Annotated in this window: 16 protein-coding genes; 8 read left to right on the plus strand and 8 right to left on the minus strand. The window is 72.1% G+C overall.

The window, feature by feature from the left end; genetic code table 11:
- Positions 1-52: 52 nt before the first annotated feature.
- The 3 genes from xylA to DEJ09_RS13050 all read left to right on the plus strand — a co-directional run bounded on the left by xylA (position 53) and on the right by DEJ09_RS13050 (position 3807).
- A complete protein-coding gene (gene xylA, locus DEJ09_RS13040) occupies positions 53-1246 on the plus strand; it encodes a xylose isomerase (RefSeq protein WP_111088910.1) in 1194 nt (397 codons plus the stop codon).
- Complete coding sequence (xylB, locus tag DEJ09_RS13045; protein ID WP_111088911.1) at positions 1239-2723, plus strand: xylulokinase; 1485 nt, start codon at positions 1239-1241, stop codon at positions 2721-2723. Before xylA ends, xylB begins: the two co-directional genes overlap by 8 nt.
- Before the next feature lie 82 nt (positions 2724-2805).
- The gene (locus DEJ09_RS13050; protein WP_111088874.1) at positions 2806-3807 is read left to right on the plus strand and encodes an acetylxylan esterase; all 1002 of its coding nucleotides are present in this window, start codon (positions 2806-2808) and stop codon (positions 3805-3807) included.
- Here the strand turns inward: DEJ09_RS13050 and DEJ09_RS13055 are convergent.
- The 3 genes from DEJ09_RS13055 to DEJ09_RS18185 are packed head-to-tail and all read right to left on the minus strand — an operon-like array spanning position 3800 to position 5131.
- Complete coding sequence (locus DEJ09_RS13055; protein ID WP_111039981.1) at positions 3800-3994, minus strand: hypothetical protein; 195 nt, start codon at positions 3992-3994, stop codon at positions 3800-3802. The two genes, DEJ09_RS13050 and DEJ09_RS13055, sit on opposite strands and share 8 nt — an antisense overlap.
- 10 nt (positions 3995-4004) lie before the next feature.
- Positions 4005-4967 carry a helix-turn-helix transcriptional regulator gene (locus tag DEJ09_RS17955; RefSeq protein ID WP_146245722.1) on the minus strand — a complete coding sequence of 321 codons (963 nt, stop codon included), beginning with the start codon at positions 4965-4967 and terminating at the stop codon, positions 4005-4007.
- Positions 4964-5131 carry a hypothetical protein gene (locus tag DEJ09_RS18185; RefSeq protein WP_181433362.1) on the minus strand — a complete coding sequence of 56 codons (168 nt, stop codon included), beginning with the start codon at positions 5129-5131 and terminating at the stop codon, positions 4964-4966. The genes DEJ09_RS17955 and DEJ09_RS18185 overlap by 4 nt, the downstream gene beginning before the upstream one ends.
- A gap of 196 nt (positions 5132-5327) precedes the next feature.
- On the opposite strand from DEJ09_RS18185, the gene DEJ09_RS13065 reads away from it, so the two are divergent.
- From DEJ09_RS13065 to DEJ09_RS13075, 3 genes are all read left to right on the plus strand, one after another.
- Positions 5328-6086, plus strand: a complete 759-nt coding sequence (locus DEJ09_RS13065; RefSeq protein WP_111088875.1) for an AraC family transcriptional regulator — start codon at positions 5328-5330, stop codon at positions 6084-6086.
- 106 nt (positions 6087-6192) lie between these two features.
- The gene (locus DEJ09_RS13070) at positions 6193-6570 is read left to right on the plus strand and encodes an ATP-dependent DNA ligase (RefSeq protein WP_071245963.1); all 378 of its coding nucleotides are present in this window, start codon (positions 6193-6195) and stop codon (positions 6568-6570) included.
- 55 nt (positions 6571-6625) lie between these two features.
- On the plus strand, positions 6626-7651 hold the full coding sequence (locus tag DEJ09_RS13075) for a glycosyl hydrolase family 18 protein (protein ID WP_111088876.1): 1026 nt from the start codon (positions 6626-6628) through the stop codon (positions 7649-7651).
- Positions 7652-7749: 98 nt separating this feature from the next.
- On the opposite strand, the gene DEJ09_RS13080 is transcribed toward DEJ09_RS13075, so the two are convergent.
- The 4 genes from DEJ09_RS13080 to DEJ09_RS13095 are packed head-to-tail and all read right to left on the minus strand — an operon-like array spanning position 7750 to position 13461.
- A complete protein-coding gene (locus DEJ09_RS13080) occupies positions 7750-10263 on the minus strand; it encodes a glycoside hydrolase family 3 N-terminal domain-containing protein (protein WP_220034942.1) in 2514 nt (837 codons plus the stop codon).
- On the minus strand, positions 10260-11141 hold the full coding sequence (locus DEJ09_RS13085) for a carbohydrate ABC transporter permease (protein ID WP_017886791.1): 882 nt from the start codon (positions 11139-11141) through the stop codon (positions 10260-10262). Before DEJ09_RS13085 ends, DEJ09_RS13080 begins: the two co-directional genes overlap by 4 nt.
- Entirely contained in the window at positions 11141-12163 is a 1023-nt protein-coding gene (locus DEJ09_RS13090; protein WP_027464452.1) for a carbohydrate ABC transporter permease, read from the minus strand. The genes DEJ09_RS13085 and DEJ09_RS13090 overlap by 1 nt, the downstream gene beginning before the upstream one ends.
- A gap of 2 nt (positions 12164-12165) precedes the next feature.
- Positions 12166-13461 (minus strand): ABC transporter substrate-binding protein, encoded by a 1296-nt coding sequence (locus DEJ09_RS13095; RefSeq protein ID WP_111088877.1) that lies wholly within the window; start codon positions 13459-13461, stop codon positions 12166-12168.
- Positions 13462-13607: 146 nt separating this feature from the next.
- Here DEJ09_RS13095 and DEJ09_RS13100 point away from each other — a divergent pair, with 146 nt between their 5' ends.
- Positions 13608-14651 (plus strand): LacI family DNA-binding transcriptional regulator, encoded by a 1044-nt coding sequence (locus DEJ09_RS13100; RefSeq protein ID WP_181433144.1) that lies wholly within the window; start codon positions 13608-13610, stop codon positions 14649-14651.
- 13 nt (positions 14652-14664) lie between these two features.
- Here the strand turns inward: DEJ09_RS13100 and DEJ09_RS13105 are convergent, their stop codons facing one another.
- A complete protein-coding gene (locus tag DEJ09_RS13105) occupies positions 14665-15648 on the minus strand; it encodes a helix-turn-helix domain-containing protein (protein ID WP_111033623.1) in 984 nt (327 codons plus the stop codon).
- 121 nt (positions 15649-15769) lie between these two features.
- Here DEJ09_RS13105 and DEJ09_RS13110 point away from each other — a divergent pair, with 121 nt between their 5' ends.
- Positions 15770-16216, plus strand: a complete 447-nt coding sequence (locus DEJ09_RS13110; protein WP_111029629.1) for a MarR family winged helix-turn-helix transcriptional regulator — start codon at positions 15770-15772, stop codon at positions 16214-16216.
- The last annotated feature ends 82 nt before the right edge of the window (positions 16217-16298 follow it).

Below are 16298 nucleotides of genomic sequence, written 5' to 3' on the forward strand. Positions count from 1 at the left end.
CGCTTATGTTGGGCGCGGCAACATTTTGTTTCGACGACGAACGGTGACCACCATGGCAACGACGCCCACCCGTGCAGACAAGTTCTCCTTCGGTCTCTGGACCATCGGCTACAACGGCTCCGACCCCTTCGGCGGGCCGACCCGACCCGCCCTCGACGTGGTCGAGGCGGTCGAGAAGCTCGACGAGCTCGGGGCCTACGGCCTGACCTTCCACGACGACGACCTGTTCGCGTTCGGTTCCACCGACGCCGAACGCCAGACCCAGATCGACCGCCTCAAGGGCGCGCTCGAGTCGACCGGGCTCGTCGTGCCGATGGTCACGACGAACCTGTTCTCCGCCCCGGTCTTCAAGGACGGCGGCTTCACCTCGAACGACCGCCAGGTCCGCCGCTTCGCGCTCCGCAAGGTGCTCCGCAACATCGACCTCGCCGCCGAGCTCGGCGCGTCGACGTTCGTGATGTGGGGTGGCCGCGAAGGCTCCGAGTACGACAGCGCCAAGGACGTGCAGGCCGCGCTCGAGCGCTACCGCGAGGCCGTCAACCTGCTCGCCCAGTACGTCACCGACAAGGGCTACGGCATCCGGTTCGCCATCGAGCCGAAGCCGAACGAGCCCCGCGGCGACATCCTCCTGCCGACCCTCGGCCACGCGATCGCCTTCACCGAGACGCTCGAGCGACCGGAGATGTTCGGCATCAACCCCGAGGTCGGCCACGAGCAGATGGCGGGCCTGAACTTCACGGCCGGCATCGCCCAGGCGCTCTACCAGGGCAAGCTCTTCCACATCGACCTCAACGGCCAGCGCGGCATCAAGTACGACCAGGACCTGGTGTTCGGTCACGGCGACCTGCAGAACGCGTTCTCGCTCGTCGACCTGCTCGAGCACGGCGCCCCGCAGGGCGGCCCGGCGTACGACGGCCCCCGCCACTTCGACTACAAGCCCAGCCGCACCGAGGACATCACCGGTGTCTGGGACTCCGCATCGGCCAACATGCGCATGTACCTGCTCCTCAAGGAGCGTGCGCAGGCGTTCCGTGCCGACCCCGAGGTGCAGGCAGCGCTCGAGGCCTCCAAGGTCGGCGAGCTGTCGACGCCGACGCTCAACGACGGCGAGTCGTACGACACGTTCCTCGCCGACCGTTCGGCCTACGAGGACTTCGACGCCGACGCGTACTTCGGCGGCAAGGGCTTCGGCTTCGTCCGCCTGCAGCAGCTCGCGATGGAGCACTTGATGGGTGCTCGTGGCTGAGAACACGGACGAGCGCCAGCTCGTCGCCGGGGTCGACTCGTCGACCCAGTCCTGCAAGGTCACCATCCGTGACGCCGCGACCGGTGCGGTCGTCCGCGAGGGACGCGCGTCCCACCCGGACGGCACCGCCGTCGACCCCCGTCACTGGTGGGACGCGCTCGGTGCCGCCGTCGCGGACGCCGGCGGCCTCGACGACGTCGGCGCCGTCGCCATCGCCGGGCAGCAGCACGGCATGGTCGCGCTCGACGCCGACGGTCACGTGGTCCGCGACGCCCTGCTCTGGAACGACGTCCGCAGTGCGGACGCGGCCGCGCAGATGGTCGACGAGCTCGGCCAGGAGGCGTGGGTCGCCCGGACGGGGCTGGTGCCGGTCGCGTCGTTCACCGGTACCAAGCTGCGGTGGCTCCGCGACGCGGAGCCCGAGAACGCGGCCCGCGTCGCGGCCGTGGCGCTCCCCCACGACTGGCTGTCGTGGCGGCTCCGCGGGTACGGACCGGCGCACGAGAGCCTGCTCGGCCCCGACCTCGACGCCCTGGCGACGGATGCGTCCGACGCCAGCGGCACGGGGTACTGGGACCCGGTGCGCCGCGAGTACGACCCGGAGCTGTTCGAGCTCGCGCTCGGGCGACCGATGCGTCCGGCGTCGATGGGTGACGACGACGCCGTGGTCGTGCCGCGCGTGGTCGCTCCCGACGAGGCGATGGGCACCCTGTCCACCGACGTCGAGCTGCCCGGCGGCGCGGTCGCGCGGTCCGGCCTCGTCGTCGGTGCCGGGCTCGGCGACAACGCCGGGGCAGCGCTCGGCCTGGGTCTCGGCCCGGGTGACGTCGCGGTGTCCCTCGGCACGAGCGGCACGGTCTTCGGGGTCAGCGACGCCGAGGTGCGTGACCCGAGCGGGACCGTGGCGGGCTTCGCCGACGGGACCGGGTCGCGCCTCCCGATCGTCACGACGCTCAACGCGGCCCGCGTGCTCGAGGTGATCGGCGGCCTGCTCGGCGTCGACCACGACGCACTCGGCGAACTGGCGCTGCAGGCGCCGGCCGGGTCCGACGGCCTCGTCCTGGTGCCGTACTTCGTCGGCGAGCGCACGCCCAACCGCCCGGACGCGACCGCTTCGCTGCTCGGCATGACGCCGGCGACCACCGACCGGGCGCACCTGGCCCGGGCGGCCGTCGAGGGGATGCTCTGCGCCCTCGCCGACGGACTGGCCGCGGTGCAGGACACCGGCGTGACCGTCGAGCGGCTGCTGCTCATCGGTGGCGCTGCGCGGAACCCGGCGGTCCGCGCCGTCGCCGCGCAGGTGTTCGGCCGTGACGTCCTGGTACCCGAGCCCGGCGAGTACGTCGCCGCGGGTGCTGCGAAGCAGGCCGCGTGGGCGCTCACCGGCGCACTGCCGACGTGGGACACCGCGACGACCACCGTGCCGTCCGACCCGCGCCCCGAGGTGCTCGAGCAGTACCGCGCCGCGGCGCGCTGACCGACGCACCGGATCCGACACTCCCCGCCCCCGGCGCCCTCCACCAGGGCGCCGGGGGCATCATCGTCCCCGGAGGACACCCATGCCACTGACCGACCTGCCCCTCGACGCGCTCCGCGCCCACCGCTCGGACGTCCGTCGTCCCGCTGACTTCGACGCCTTCTGGGCGGACACGATCACCGCCGCCCGGACCGCGGGCGAGGGCGTCGAGGTGACCCTCGTGCCGGCCGAGACCCCGGTGACCGGGCTCGTCGTCGAGGACCTGACGTTCCCCGGGTTCGCCGGTGACCCGGTGCGGGCGTGGGTCAACCGTCCCGTGACCGACGACCCGGGCGCGCTGCCGGTCGTCGTCGAGTTCCTCGGCTACGGCGGTGGCCGTGGTCGCCCGGGCGAGCGCGTGCACTGGGCCCTCGCCGGCTACGTGCACGTCGTGATGGACACCCGCGGCCAGGGCTCCGGGTGGGCCGGCGGCGACACCCCGGACCCGCACGGCTCCGCACCGCACGCCAGCGGCTGGATGACGAGCGGCATCGGCTCGCCCGCCGACCACTACTACCGCCGCGTCTACACCGACGCCGTGCGGCTCGTCGCGGCGGTGCGCACGCTGCCCGGGGTCGACCCCGAGCGCATCGCCCTGACCGGCGGCAGCCAGGGCGGCGGCATCACGATCGCCGCAGCGGCCCTGGTCGAGGCACACGTCGGACCGGTCGCCGCGGTGCTGCCCGACGTGGCGTTCCTGGCCGACTGGCGGAACGGCACCGACGTCGCGGTCGGCGGGCCGTACCTGGAGCTCGCGCAGTACCTCGCCGTCCACCGCGACGCGGCTGACACCGTGTGGGAGACCGCCGCGTACCTGGACGGGGTGAACCACGCCGCCGGCATCACCGCCCCGGCGCTGTTCTCGGTCGCGCTGATGGACGACGTCGTGCCGCCGCGCACGACCTTCGCCGCGTTCAACGCCCTCGGCTCCACCGACCGCGAGATCGTCGTGTACCCGTACAACGGGCACGAGGGCGGCGGCTTCCGGCACTGGGAGCGTCAGGCGGCGTTCCTGGCGGACCGGCTGCAGCGCTCCGTCAGATGAAGTAGTGGTGCCGGTGGTGGGGGCCGGCGCTCCCGCCACCGACGTCGTAGTGCACGGTGAGGGTCTGCTCCCAGTCGCGTCCGCGGTGGTCGCCCCACTCGAACAGGATGCTGTCCGGCACGACGTCCGGCTGGTGGAGCAGGACCCGCTCCGCCAGCCCGATCAGCCGCTGGTGTCGGGTACGCACGGATCGGCGCTCAGGTGCTCGTCTGGAGCGTCTTCTTCGGGTACTCGTCGAAGCGCTGGAAGTACGTGCTCGAGAACCGCCCCATGTGGCGGAAGCCCCACCGGTGCGCGACCTCGGCCACCGTCGTCTGCGCGCAGTCGGCGAGCTGGAGCGCGATCCGGACCCGGTCGAGGCGGACCTGCAGCAGGTACGTCAAGGGGCTCACGCCGACGTGCTGCACGAAGTTCTCCTGCAGCGTGCGGGAGCTGACCCCGACGGCCCCGCAGACGTCCGCGAGCTGGAGCGGCCGGTCGCAGTGCTCCGCGAGCCAGGCCTGTGCGAGCTGCACGGTGTTCACCGTCCGGCGGACCGGCGATGCGTCGGGTTCGGCGTCCGTCCCGCCGAAGGCCCGCAGCACGGACTCGGCCAGCAGCACCTGTGCCGACAGGTGCCCGCCCGGGTTGCGGTCGGGGTGCAGTGCGTTGACGGCGACCGCGTCGATGCGGGCGACCAGGTGGGACACCTCGGCCTCGGCCGGGCGGGATCGCAGTCGGCCGGCGAAGCGGTGGTCGAACACGACCCCGTTCACGGCGTCGAGGAATCCGCGGTCGACCCGCAGGACCTGGACGGTCCCCGCCGGCACGAGCAGCGTGAACGGCCGGTCCGTCGGCAGGAGCACCGGCACACCGGGCCGGGCGGGCGCGTCGTCGTCGACCCGCAGGCACCCCGCGGTCGACCACGCCAGCACCGGCGTGCCGTCCGGCGTGAACGAGGCGGCGGCGGCGGTCGACACCGCCGACGACAGCAGCGCGACGTTGTGGTGGCGCACCGTCCGGTGGCGGAACGCGAACCGGTCGGTGGGCGCGAACCGGACGTCGCGACCGTCGTACACGGCACGCACCGTCCGGACGGCGTCCGCGGTGGTCCGGCCGCACCGCTCGGCGGTCCGGGGCGCGTTGCCGACGGCGACCCGCGGGACGGTGTCGCTGCTCACTGGCCCGACCCTCGCCGGGCGCGGAGGTCCGCGAAGGTGAACCGCTCGCGGTCGACGTCGTCCTCGGACTGCACGATCCACCCGCGTCGGGCAGCGCGTGCCCGAGCCCGGTAGGAGGTGATGTGGACCGGGGTGACCCCCGGTGCACGCTCGTAACCACTCATCAGATCCTCCGATCTGTCCCCGTGCCTCCGACCCTGTTCGGAGGGGGACAGTTTGAGTACCTCTTGGACGATAAGCGCCCTCACCGGGGTCCACAATGGCCCCCGAACGGGTGCGATCCACATCCGCGCACGCCGGATAGCGGCGGCGTCGTGGCGTCGGAGGCCGATCGGCCCGACCGACTCGTACCCTCCACGTATGGACCAGGCACCGACCACGGCGAGTGGTCCCGAGCACGGCGGAGCACGGCTGTCCCGCACCGTGCACGAGGCGCTGCGGTTCGTGCACGCCCACGCCCGCGAAGCGATCTCCGTACCGGACATCGCCGCCGCCGCACACCTGTCGACCCGCGGCCTGCAGAGCGCGTTCCGACGGGAGCTGCAGACCTCACCCGCGTCGTACCTGCGCGGGGTGCGACTCGAGGGCGTCCGCCGCGACCTGCTGTCGATGACACCGGCCGACCGTCGCACCATCGCGGACGTCGCGAAGCACTGGCACTTCAGCAACGCCGGGCGGATGGCGGCCGAGTACCGCGCCGCGTTCGGCACCGCACCGTCGGCGGCGCTCCGGTCGTTCGACCCGGAGGACCCGGACCCCCGCGCCACGTCGGACCTCGCCGGGTCCCCGGGCGAGGGATCACGCTTCCGGATCGTGCTCGACTGCGAGGTGGAGGTCGACGACGCCGACGCGACTTTCGCCCATGCCCTGCGCCGCGCCCAGGGCGACGACCGCCCCTGGCACGGCTACGACCCCGACGGCAGCACGGCCGACGTCGTCGCGTTCCTGCTGGCGAACGCCGTCCGCGGGGTCGCCGAGGACACCTCCGGCCTCCGGCTGCGTGCGGTCAACCCGATGCTGCGGGCGCCGGACGAGCACGGCGGGTACCCGTCCGCCGAGCTCCCGCCGTGGTCGGCGCCGACCGTCCCGCCGTCGGGCATCGGCCCGGACCGGGACTGATCACGCCGTAGATGGACGGAATGCGCCACGCTTCGTGGATCCGCGGGAGGATGGACCCCGCGGGTCCGGCACATGCGGCGGGCCCCGGCGAACGGAAGGCAGCGCCATGGGCCAGCTCATCTACGACTCCCAACCCCTCGAACTCCGCCTCGACGACCGTGCCCTCACGCACCTGCAGATCGTCATCGTGAACCTCATCCGCCGCGGGGAGAGCTTCGTGTTCTCGTGGAAGGACGACCCCGCCGTCGGGGGCGGCCGCAGCAGCATCTGGATCCACCCGTACTGTGGACTGCACTTCAAGTTCGCCGGCGGCAAGTCCCCGAGCGTGAACCGCTCGTGGCTCGACGAGCTCTACGCCAGCGCGGCGAGCGGCTCCGGCCTCGTCCTGAGCCCGGAACCGACGGACGCCGAGGGGCCGGTCTCCGCCGACGACGTCGCCGGCGCCCCGCCGGCACGACCCACCACGACCATCAGCGCCTCCTGACCGGGGCGCCGACGACGCGCCCCGACCGGGCACGAACGACAGGACGCCCCTCCCCGTGACCACCACCCCGCGTCGACGCCGCTCCGCGCTGCTCGCCGCCGCGCTCACCACCGGACTCGCACTCGCCGGCTGCACGGCCCCGGCCGCCGCCCGGGCCGACGCGTTCGACGTGACCGGTTTCCAGCCCGAGAACGCCGACACCGCCCTGGTGGACGCGAACGCCGCCGCGATGGACGTGGTCGGCGTCGACGGCCTACTGCTGAACCGCACGGGCACGAAGGTCACCGCCCCGTCACGCGCCACCAAGGCCCAGCGCAACCGGGCGCACGCCAACGGCCTCACCGCGCAGCTGCTCGTCAGCAACTACTCCGAGGCCGACGGGGACTTCAGCGAGCCGATCGCCCGGAAGCTCCTGACCTCGGCCGCGAACCGCGCCCGGGTCGTCCGATCACTCGCCGCCGACGTGGCCACGGGCGGCTGGGACTCGGTCATGATCGACCTCGAGGCGCTGACCCCGGCCGAGAAGCCCGGCCTCACCGCCTTCGCCCGGGAGCTCCGGGCCGCCGTCGGCGACGACGTCCGGCTCGACATCGCCCTGTCCGCGTCGACCACCGCCGCCGGCTACGCCCGCCTCGGCTACGACGTGCGCGCCCTCCGCGCCCCGCTCGACCACCTGACGCTCATGGCCTACGACCAGCACGGCCCCTGGGAGTCGGACGCACCCGGCCCGGTCGGGTCGCTCGCGTGGTCGTCGAAGGCCGCCCGTGCACTCGCGACCCTCGCTCCTGCCGACCAGATCGTGCTCGGTGTCGCCGGGTACGGCTACCACTGGAAGGGGAAGCGTCCGGCCGGTCAGCTCTCCGACGCCCAGGCCCGGCTCCGGGTCCGGAAGGCGGGCGCGACCGCCCGCTGGGACGCGACGGTCGGCGAGTGGACCGCGACCCTGCCGAGCGGTGAGGTGCTCTGGTGGTCCGACGCACGCTCGCTGCGCGAACGGGTCGCGCTGGCGGAACGGCTCGGCCTGACAGGCGTCGCCGTCTGGTCACTGGACCTGTCCGACCGGATCGAACCGGTCGGGTGACCGCGACCCGCTGACGGGACAGGAGGCGCGGTGCGAGCCCGCACCGCGCCTCCTGTCCGTCACCCGGTCATGCCCAGGACGCGTGGCCCGTCACCAGGTCAGACGAGCGACCACTCCACCAAGCGGGGGTCGCCCGGGGTGACCTCGTGCACCGCGCCCGTGACCGCGACGGTGGCGCGCTCCGTGGCGGTGCCGGGGACGGGGTGTCGGACCGGCCCGTCGCCCGAGGCGACGATCCCACCCGCTGCCACCGGGCCTCCCGGCCGGGACGCCGCCGCGTGCGACGCGACCCAGACCTGCACGTCGCCGGGCTCGACCACCTTGCGCATCCGACGGTCGGTGAACGCGAAGCGCTGCACCGGGACGCGGAAGCGGACCCGCGCGGACTCCCCCGCGGCGAGCGCGACCCGCGCGTACCCGAGGAGCTGCACCTCGGGCCTGGTGACGCTGCCGTGCACGTCGTGCCCGTAGAGCTGGACGACGTCCTCGCCGGCACGGGACCCGGTGTTCCGGACCGTCACCGACGCGGTGAAGACGCCGTCGGATCGGACGTCCGGGTCGACGACGAGCTCCTCGTACGCGAAGTCGGTGTAGCCGAGGCCGAAGCCGAACGGTCGCACCGGCGTCGAGTCGGCGGCCGTGACGTCGGACGGACCGCCGAGCCGGGGGTGCAGGTACGTGAACGGCTGCGCACCGGCGGACCGGGGCAGGGACAGCGGCAGGCGACCCGAGGGTGAGGCCGCGCCGGTCAGCAGGTCGGCGATCGCCAGCCCGCCGCCCTCGCCCGGGAAGAACGCCTGCACGACCGCGGCCGGACGCGGCTGGTCACCGTCGAGCGCCCAGCCGATCGCGTACGGCCGGCCGGTCAGCAGCACCATCACGGTGGGGGTGCCGGTCGCGACGACGGCCTCGACCAGCTCACGCTGCACGCCGGGCAGGTCGAGCGACTCGGTGTCGTTGCCCTCGCCGACCGTGCCGCGGCCGAAGAGTCCGGCCTGGTCGCCGACGACGACCACCGCGACGTCCGAGGCGGAGGCCACGGCGACCGCGTCGGCGAAACCCGCCCGGTCGTCGCCCGTGACGGCGCAGCCCGCGGCGAAGCGGACCGCCGACGAGCCGAGGGCCCGGGTGACGGCTTCGCGGACGGTCGGGATCGCGAAGCCGAGCGGCAGTTCGGGGTGCGAGGCGAGCACGTGGTTGGCGAACGAGTAGCAGCCCTGCAGGGCCTCGGCGCGGTCGGCGTTCGGGCCGATGACGGCGACGGAGGCCCCCGGTGCGAGCGGGAGGACGGGGGTGGTGCCGTCGGCGGTGGCGCTGCCGCTGTCGTTCGACAGCAGCACGAGCGACTTCGCCGCCAGCTGGCGTGCGAGTGCCTGGTGCAGCGGGGTGTCGAGGTCGATCCCGGTGGGGGCGTCCTCGGCGAACGCGTCCGGTTCGAGCAGGCCGAGCCGCTCCTTCTGCCGGAGCACCCGGAGCACGGCACGGTCGACGAGTGCCTCGTCCACCTGCCCGCTGCGGACCCGCTCGACCAGCGGCGCGAGGTACGCGTCACCGGTCGGGAGCTCGACGTCGATGCCGGCCTCGAGCGCCAGCGCCGCGGCCTCGCCACGGTCGGCGGCGATGCCGTGCATGACCTCGAGGAACGCCACCGAGAAGTAGTCCGCGACGACGGTGCCGTCGAAGCCGAGCCGGTCGCGGAGCAGGTCGGTGAGCAGCTCGCCACTCGCCGCGACGGGCACGCCGTCGATCTCGGCGTACGAGTTCATGACGCTCCGGGCGCCACCGTCGCGCAGCGCCATCTCGAACGGCGGCAGGTACACGTCGGCGACCTCGCGGGCACCGGCGTGCACGGGGGCGTGGTTCCGCCCCGCCTGCGACGCCGAGTAGCCGAGGAAGTGCTTCAGCGTCGCGTCGACCCCGGCGGACTGCAGGCCACGCACGTACGCGGTGCCGACCGTGCCGACCAGGTACGGGTCCTCGGCGATGCACTCGTCGACCCGCCCCCAACGCGGGTCGCGGATCACGTCGAGCACCGGTGCGAGCCCCTGGTGGACGCCGAGCTGGCGCATGGATGCACCGATCGCGGCGCCGACCTGCTCGACGAGTTCCGGGTCGAACGACGCGCCCCACGCCAGCGGGGTCGGGAACGTCGCGGCCTTCCACGCGGCGAGGCCGGTCAGGCACTCCTCGTGGACGAGCGCCGGGATCCCGAGCCGGGTCTCGCGCTGCAGGCGGCGCTGTTCGGCCCAGAGCCAGGCAGCACGTTCGTCGGGTTCGACGGGGCGGGTGCCGTAGACGCGGGTGAACTGCCCGATGCCGTCGCGGGTGATGTCCGCCAGGGCGCTGCCCTGCTGCACGGCCGCCATCTCGCCCTGCATGGGGGCGACGACGCCGTTCTGGTCGAGCCAGTAGCCGACGAGCTGGGCGACCTTCTCGTCGAGGGTCATCACGGCGAGCAGGGCGTCGGCGCGGGGTCCGGCGGTGGTCGCGGTCGCGTCCGTCGCGGTCGCGTCCGTCGCGGCTGCGTCCGTCGCGGTCGTCGCGTCCGTCGTGCTGTCGGCCTGGAGGCGCGGATCGCGTCCGGCGGTCCGCGTCGCGTCCGTCGCGGTCACCCCTTCACCGCCCCGGTCAGGCCGCCGACGATGCGGCGCTGGAAGATCGTGAAGAACACGAGCGCCGGGATCATCGACATCGAGGTGAACGCGAGCACCTTGGCGGTGTCGACGGAGTACTGCGACGAGAACGACTGGACCCCGAGCGGCAGCGTGTACGCGGCCTCGTTGTTCAGGATGAACAGCGGCAGGATGTAGCTGTTCCAGCTGGCGATGAACGCCAGGATGCCGACCGTGACGACGCCGGGCAGCGACAGCGGCACGACCATCCGGAAGAAGAACCCGAGACGGCTCGCTCCGTCGATCGACGCGGCCTCCTCGAGCTCGTCGGGGATCGCCCGCAGGAACGGCACCAGGATGATGACGGTGGTCGGCAGCGCGAACGCGATCTGCGGCAGGATCACGCCGGCCAGGCTGTTCGTCAGACCGAGGTCCTTGACGAGCAGGTACAGCGGGGTGATCGCGACGGTGATCGGGAACATCAGACCAGCAGCGAACAGGGCGTACAGCGCCCCGCGGCCGGCGAACCGGTAGCGGGCGAGCACGAAGCTCACCATCAGCCCGAGCACGACGACCCCGAGGGTGGTCGTGACGGCGCTGATCGTGGAGTTGCCGAGCTGCTGCCAGAAGATACCGCTGGACAGCACGGACCCGTAGTTGCCGAACTCGAACGGTGCCGGCAGCCCGGCGGGGCTCGTGGTGATCTGCGAGTTGGTCCGGAAGCCGCCCAGCACGATGTAGAGCACGGGTGCCAGGTTGGCGGCGACGAACAGGATCGCGACGACGTAGGTCAGCGGGTTCGCGCGTCCGATCGCGGCACTGGACCGGCGCTCCCGCACGGCCCGGCGCCCGGGGGCGACGATGCTCGTGGTGGCCATCAGTTCTTCCTCTCGGTGAGTGCACCCGCGGTGTCGCGGCGGAGCACGAAGCGCTGGTAGATCAGGGCGACCACGAGCGAGATCACGAACATCACGACCGCGACGGCGCTGCCGAAGCCGAAGTTGCCCGAGGTCCGGCCGTTGGCGACCATGTACGTCGCCATCGTCGAGGTGCCCGCGGTCGACGCGATGTACTGCCCCCAGATGATGTAGACGAGGTCGAACAGCTGCAGCGAGCCGATGATCGACAGGAACGCCCAGATGCGGATCGTCGGGCCGAGCAGCGGCAGCGTGATGCGCCGCTGGATCTGCCAGTAGCCGGCGCCGTCGATGGCGGCGGCCTCGAACAGTTCCTCGGGGATGCTCTGCAGGCCGGCGAGGAACAGGATCACCGCGAAGCCGATGTACTTCCACGAGATGATCACGAGCAGCGTCCAGATGGCGATGTCGGGGTTCGACAGCCAGTCCGCACGGAGCCCGCCCAGGCCGATGCTCTGGAACAGGTCGTTCACGGCGCCGTTCGACTGGAGCATCAGGCTCCATCCGGTGCCGACGATCACCTCGGAGATGACGTACGGCACGAAGACGAGCACGCGGACGAGCCCGCGGCCGTGCATCTTCTGGTTGAGCAGCAGTGCGAGCACGATCGCGATCGGCCCCTGCAGCACCAGCGAGAGCACGACGATGAAGCCGTTGTGCATCAGGACCGCGTGGAACGCCTTGTCCTGGAAGATGATCAGGTAGTTCTGCAGCCCGACGAAGTCGGTGGGCGGGCCGTAGCCCTGCCACTTGAAGAACCCGTAGTAGGCGGCGAGCGCCACGGGCAGGATCACGAACGTGACGAAGACGATGACCGCGGGTCCGGCGAGGACCGCGATCTCGACGCGCTTCCGCCAGTCCGCGATGCGGCGCTTGGTCCGCCGACCGGCGGGGAGCGGCGAACCGCTCCCCGCCGGGGACGTCCCCGCGGCCGTGTCCGACCCGGTGGTCGGAGTCGTACCGAGCGAGGTGTCGAGGGTCATGCTCAGCCCTTGGCCGCAGCCTGGTTGGTGGTCTCGACGATGTCCTTCGCGCTGCCCTTGTCGGCGAGCAGGTCGACGACGCTGGTGTTCAGCGCGTTGCCGACGTTCTGGCCGTACAGGGTGTCGAGGTACTGCGAGACGAACGGGGCCTCCTGGTAGGCGGCCAGGGCCGACTTCAGGTAGTCCGAGTCGACGACCGACTGGGCCTCCTTGTTCACCGGGATGGCGTTGAAGGCCTTGTAGTAGCCCTCCTGGTTGTCCTTCTGCACGATGAAGTTCAGGAAGTCGGTGCACGCCTTCTTCGGGGCCTGTGCCGAGCAGGAGTTACCGTCGACACCACCCATCATCGACTTCGGGTCACCCTTGCCACCGTCGATCGCGGGGAACGGGAACCAGCCGAGGTCGGGCAGCGGCTTGGCGTCCGGCGTCAGCGACGCGATCACGCCCGGGTCCCACGCGCCCATGAGCTCCATGGCGGCCTTGTGGTTGGCGAGGAGACCGGCGGAGCTGCCGGCGCCCTGCTGTGCTGCGGTGGTCAGGAAGCCGTTGTTGAAGGGCTTGGTGGCGTTGAAGTCCTCGAGCTGCTCGCCGGCCTTCGTCCAGCAGGCGTTGTCGAACTTCAGCGACTTCGCCGTGTCCTCGAGGGTCTTCTGGCTGCACTCGCGGAGCGCGAAGTTGTAGTACCAGTGGGCGGCCGGCCAGGCGTCCTTCGCGCCGACGGCGACCGGGTCGATGTCCTTGGCCTTGAGCTTCGTGATCGCGTCGTTCAGCTCGTCCATGGTCGTGGGCGTGCCCTCGATGCCGGCTTCCTTGAACAGGTCCTTCGAGTACCAGATGCCCTCGGGGAGCACCGCGCCCGGCATGGCGTAGGTCTTGCCGTCCTTCTCGTACCCGGCGAACGTGCCCGCGCTGATGGACTTCTTCGCGTCGGCGCTGATGGAGTCGGAGATGTCCATGAGCTGCCCGGCAGCGATCATCGCGTCCATCTTGCCGCCGCCGCGCTGCAGGAACACGTCGGGGGCGTCGCCGGAGTTGAGGGCGGTCTGGAGCTTGCCGTCCAGGTCCTCGTTCTGGATCGCCTGGGTCTTGATGGTGACGTTCGGGTACTTCTCCTCGAACGCCTTGACCGTCGAGGCCCAGTAGGCCTTGCCCGGTCCGGTGGTCGAGTTGTGCCAGAAGGTCATCGTGACCTTCCCGCCGTCCTCGGAGGCATCGCTGCCCGCCGAGCACCCACTGGCCACCAGTGCTGTGGCCCCGATCAGCGCGATGGCTGCCGCGGCACGGATCTTCCTCGTCATCGTGGAACTCCTGAAGTGTCGTCGTTGACATGCGCGACATCGACTGCCGCTGCGGAGAGCATGCCTGCTGCTCCTGGCCCATGTCAATCGATATCGATAACGTTTTCTTTACCGTTCGCATGGTGCCGCAGCGGTACGGTGTGCACATGGACTCGGCACTCGGCGCGCGTCCCGGTGCCGGCCGGGTGACGATCGGCGACGTGGCGCGGGTGGCCGGGGTCTCGATCCCGACGGTGTCCAAGGTGATCAACCAGCGGGACGGGGTCGCACCCGCCACGATGCTCCGCGTGCAGCAGGTGGTCGACGACCTGGGGTACGAGACGTCGCTGGTCGCCCGGAGCCTGCGGAGTTCGCGGACCGGGGTCGTCGGCATCCTGGTGCCCGAGTTCGAGCCGTTCTCGACCGAGCTGCTCCGCGGCATCTCGCGGGCGGCCACCGGCACCGGCTACGAGCTCCTCGCCTACGCCGGCCTGATGACCGGCGCCGACCGACCCGGGTGGGAGCGCCGGTCGCTGTCCCGCCTGTCCGGCACCCTGATCGACGGCGCGATCGTCGTCACCCCGACCACGGCACTGTCGAGCTCGTCGATCCCCGTCGTGGCGATCGACCCGCACACCGGGCCGGAGGGGCACGCCACCGTCGACGCGGACAACGAGGCCGGCGCGGTGCAGGCCGTCGAACACCTGCTGTCACTCGGGCACACCCGCATCGCGCACCTGCAGGGACGCGCCGACCTGGCCTCCGCCCAGCTGCGCGCGGCCGGGTACCGCTCGGCCCTGACAGCTGCGGGCATCACGGTCGACGAGTGTCTGCTGCGTGACGGCGGCTACCAGGAGGACCAGTCCGCGGCCGTCGCCCGCGAGCTCCTGACCCTCGCCGACCGCCCCACCGCGGTGTTCGCCGCGAACGACTCGTCGGCGATCGGTGTGCTCCGCGCCGCGGCCGAGGTCGGGCTCCGCGTCCCCCAGGACCTGTCCGTCGTGGGCTTCGACGACGTGCCGCAGGCGTCCACCACGACCCCGCCGCTCACCACGGTGTCGCAGCCGCTCGCCGAGCTCGGGTCGCACGCCGTGCAGATGCTCCTGACGATGCTCCGTGGCGAACCGACGACGGACCACGTCCGGCTCCCCACGACCCTGCGGGTTCGGGCGAGCACGGGCCCCGCGCCGAGGCCGACGCCCGGCCGCTGAGCACCCGCCGCCGTCAGCGGCGCAGGGTCTGCTTCGGGTACTCGCCGAACCGGGCCGCGTAGGCCGCCGAGAACCGGCCGAGGTGGGCGAACCCCCAGCGGCGGGCAACGTCGCCGACGACCCCGGCCTGCGGGTCGAGCTCGAGCAGTTCGCCGCGCACGCGGTCGAGCCGGACCTCGCGCAGGTACGTCAGCGGCGACACGTCGAAGACCCGGCGGAACGACTCCTGGACCGACCGCACGCTCAGGCCGGCGACCTCGGACAGCTCCTGGACCGTGACCGGCTCGGCAGCGTGCGCGTGGATGTACTCCACCGCGGCGCGCAGCCGGGCGTTCCGGGGCAGGCCGAGCACCGCGGGCAGGTCGTCGGCCTGCGGCGGGAACGTGTCGAGGAACGCGGTGGCCGCCGACCGCTTGGCCTCGTGCCACGCGTCCGAGTCGGGGCCCTCGGCGCGAAGCGCCCGGGACAGCGCCACGAGCGCCCCCTGCCAGCGCTCGGCGGTCTCCGGTTCCGGCATGCGGGTCGGGTCGAACCGCAGCGGTGCCGCTTCGACCTCCAGGTGCTCGAACGCGACGCGGTGCACGTACTCCCGCCCGAAGTGCACCAGGCGCTGGTCGTGGTCCTCGGCCGTGAACACGAAGTCGTCCTCGGGCGGCAGGAGCACGGGGACGTCCCGGCGCAACTCCATCCGGACGCGCCCGGAGTCCAGGTGCGCGGTCCCGCTGGTGATCCACGTCACCACGTAATCGGCGCCCACGGGGACCGAGCCACGCACGGCACCGCGGAGCTGCGAGCGCCGGATGCTCACGTCGGAGTCGCCGACGGCCGTGTACCGGTACGAGAAGTCCTCGTCGATGCGCCGCACGGACCACCGATCGGCGCCGTGGACGGCGGCGAGGTCGCGCTCGGCCGCGTCGGGGTCCCCGCCGGAGACCTCGAAACGGACCGGTTCCCCGGCGGGTGCAGCGGACTGTGGAGTCGGGACAGGGTCAGCCACGGTGCCCCGCTCCCGATGCCGTCACCCACACCGTTCCACGCTCCGCGTTATGTGGATACGCTGGTGCGGTGACTGCGGCGTATCGTGACCCGGACGAGACCCGTGCAGAGGGGACGTTGTCGTGAGCGATGTCGACCTGAACGCGGCGCTGACCCGGCTCGAGGCCGCGGTCTCCGAACTGCGCGGACGACTGCGCGACGAGCTCGGCGTCTCCGGCGGCGACCTGACGCTGCTGCAGTTCGTCTCGCGTGCCGAGGAAGCAGGTCGGACGGTGCGCGTGAAGGACCTGTCGAAGCACCTGGGACTCACCGGCCCGGCGGTCACCGGCATGGTCGACCGCCTCGAGCACAGCGGACACCTCAGCCGTGTCCCGAACCCCGACGACGGCCGCAGCCGGTACATCGAGCTGACCGATGCTGCCCGCCGCGACTACGCGCGCGCGATGGACGGCACGAACAAGCACCTGCACGACCTGATGGCCTCCTTCTCGGAACGGGAGCGGGCCAGGTTCGTGCGGATCATCGACCGCATCGTCGCAGCCGTCGATCTCGGCGCACCGAGCCCCTGACGGCAGGGTACGGGCGGTCAGGACGGCGCTCGGACGAATGTCCAGCATGCGCAGCTAGGTAAGTTCTCTACCTATCTCCGCA

It is taken from the genome of Curtobacterium sp. MCLR17_055, assembly GCF_003234305.1.
Lineage (GTDB): Bacteria > Actinomycetota > Actinomycetes > Actinomycetales > Microbacteriaceae > Curtobacterium > Curtobacterium flaccumfaciens.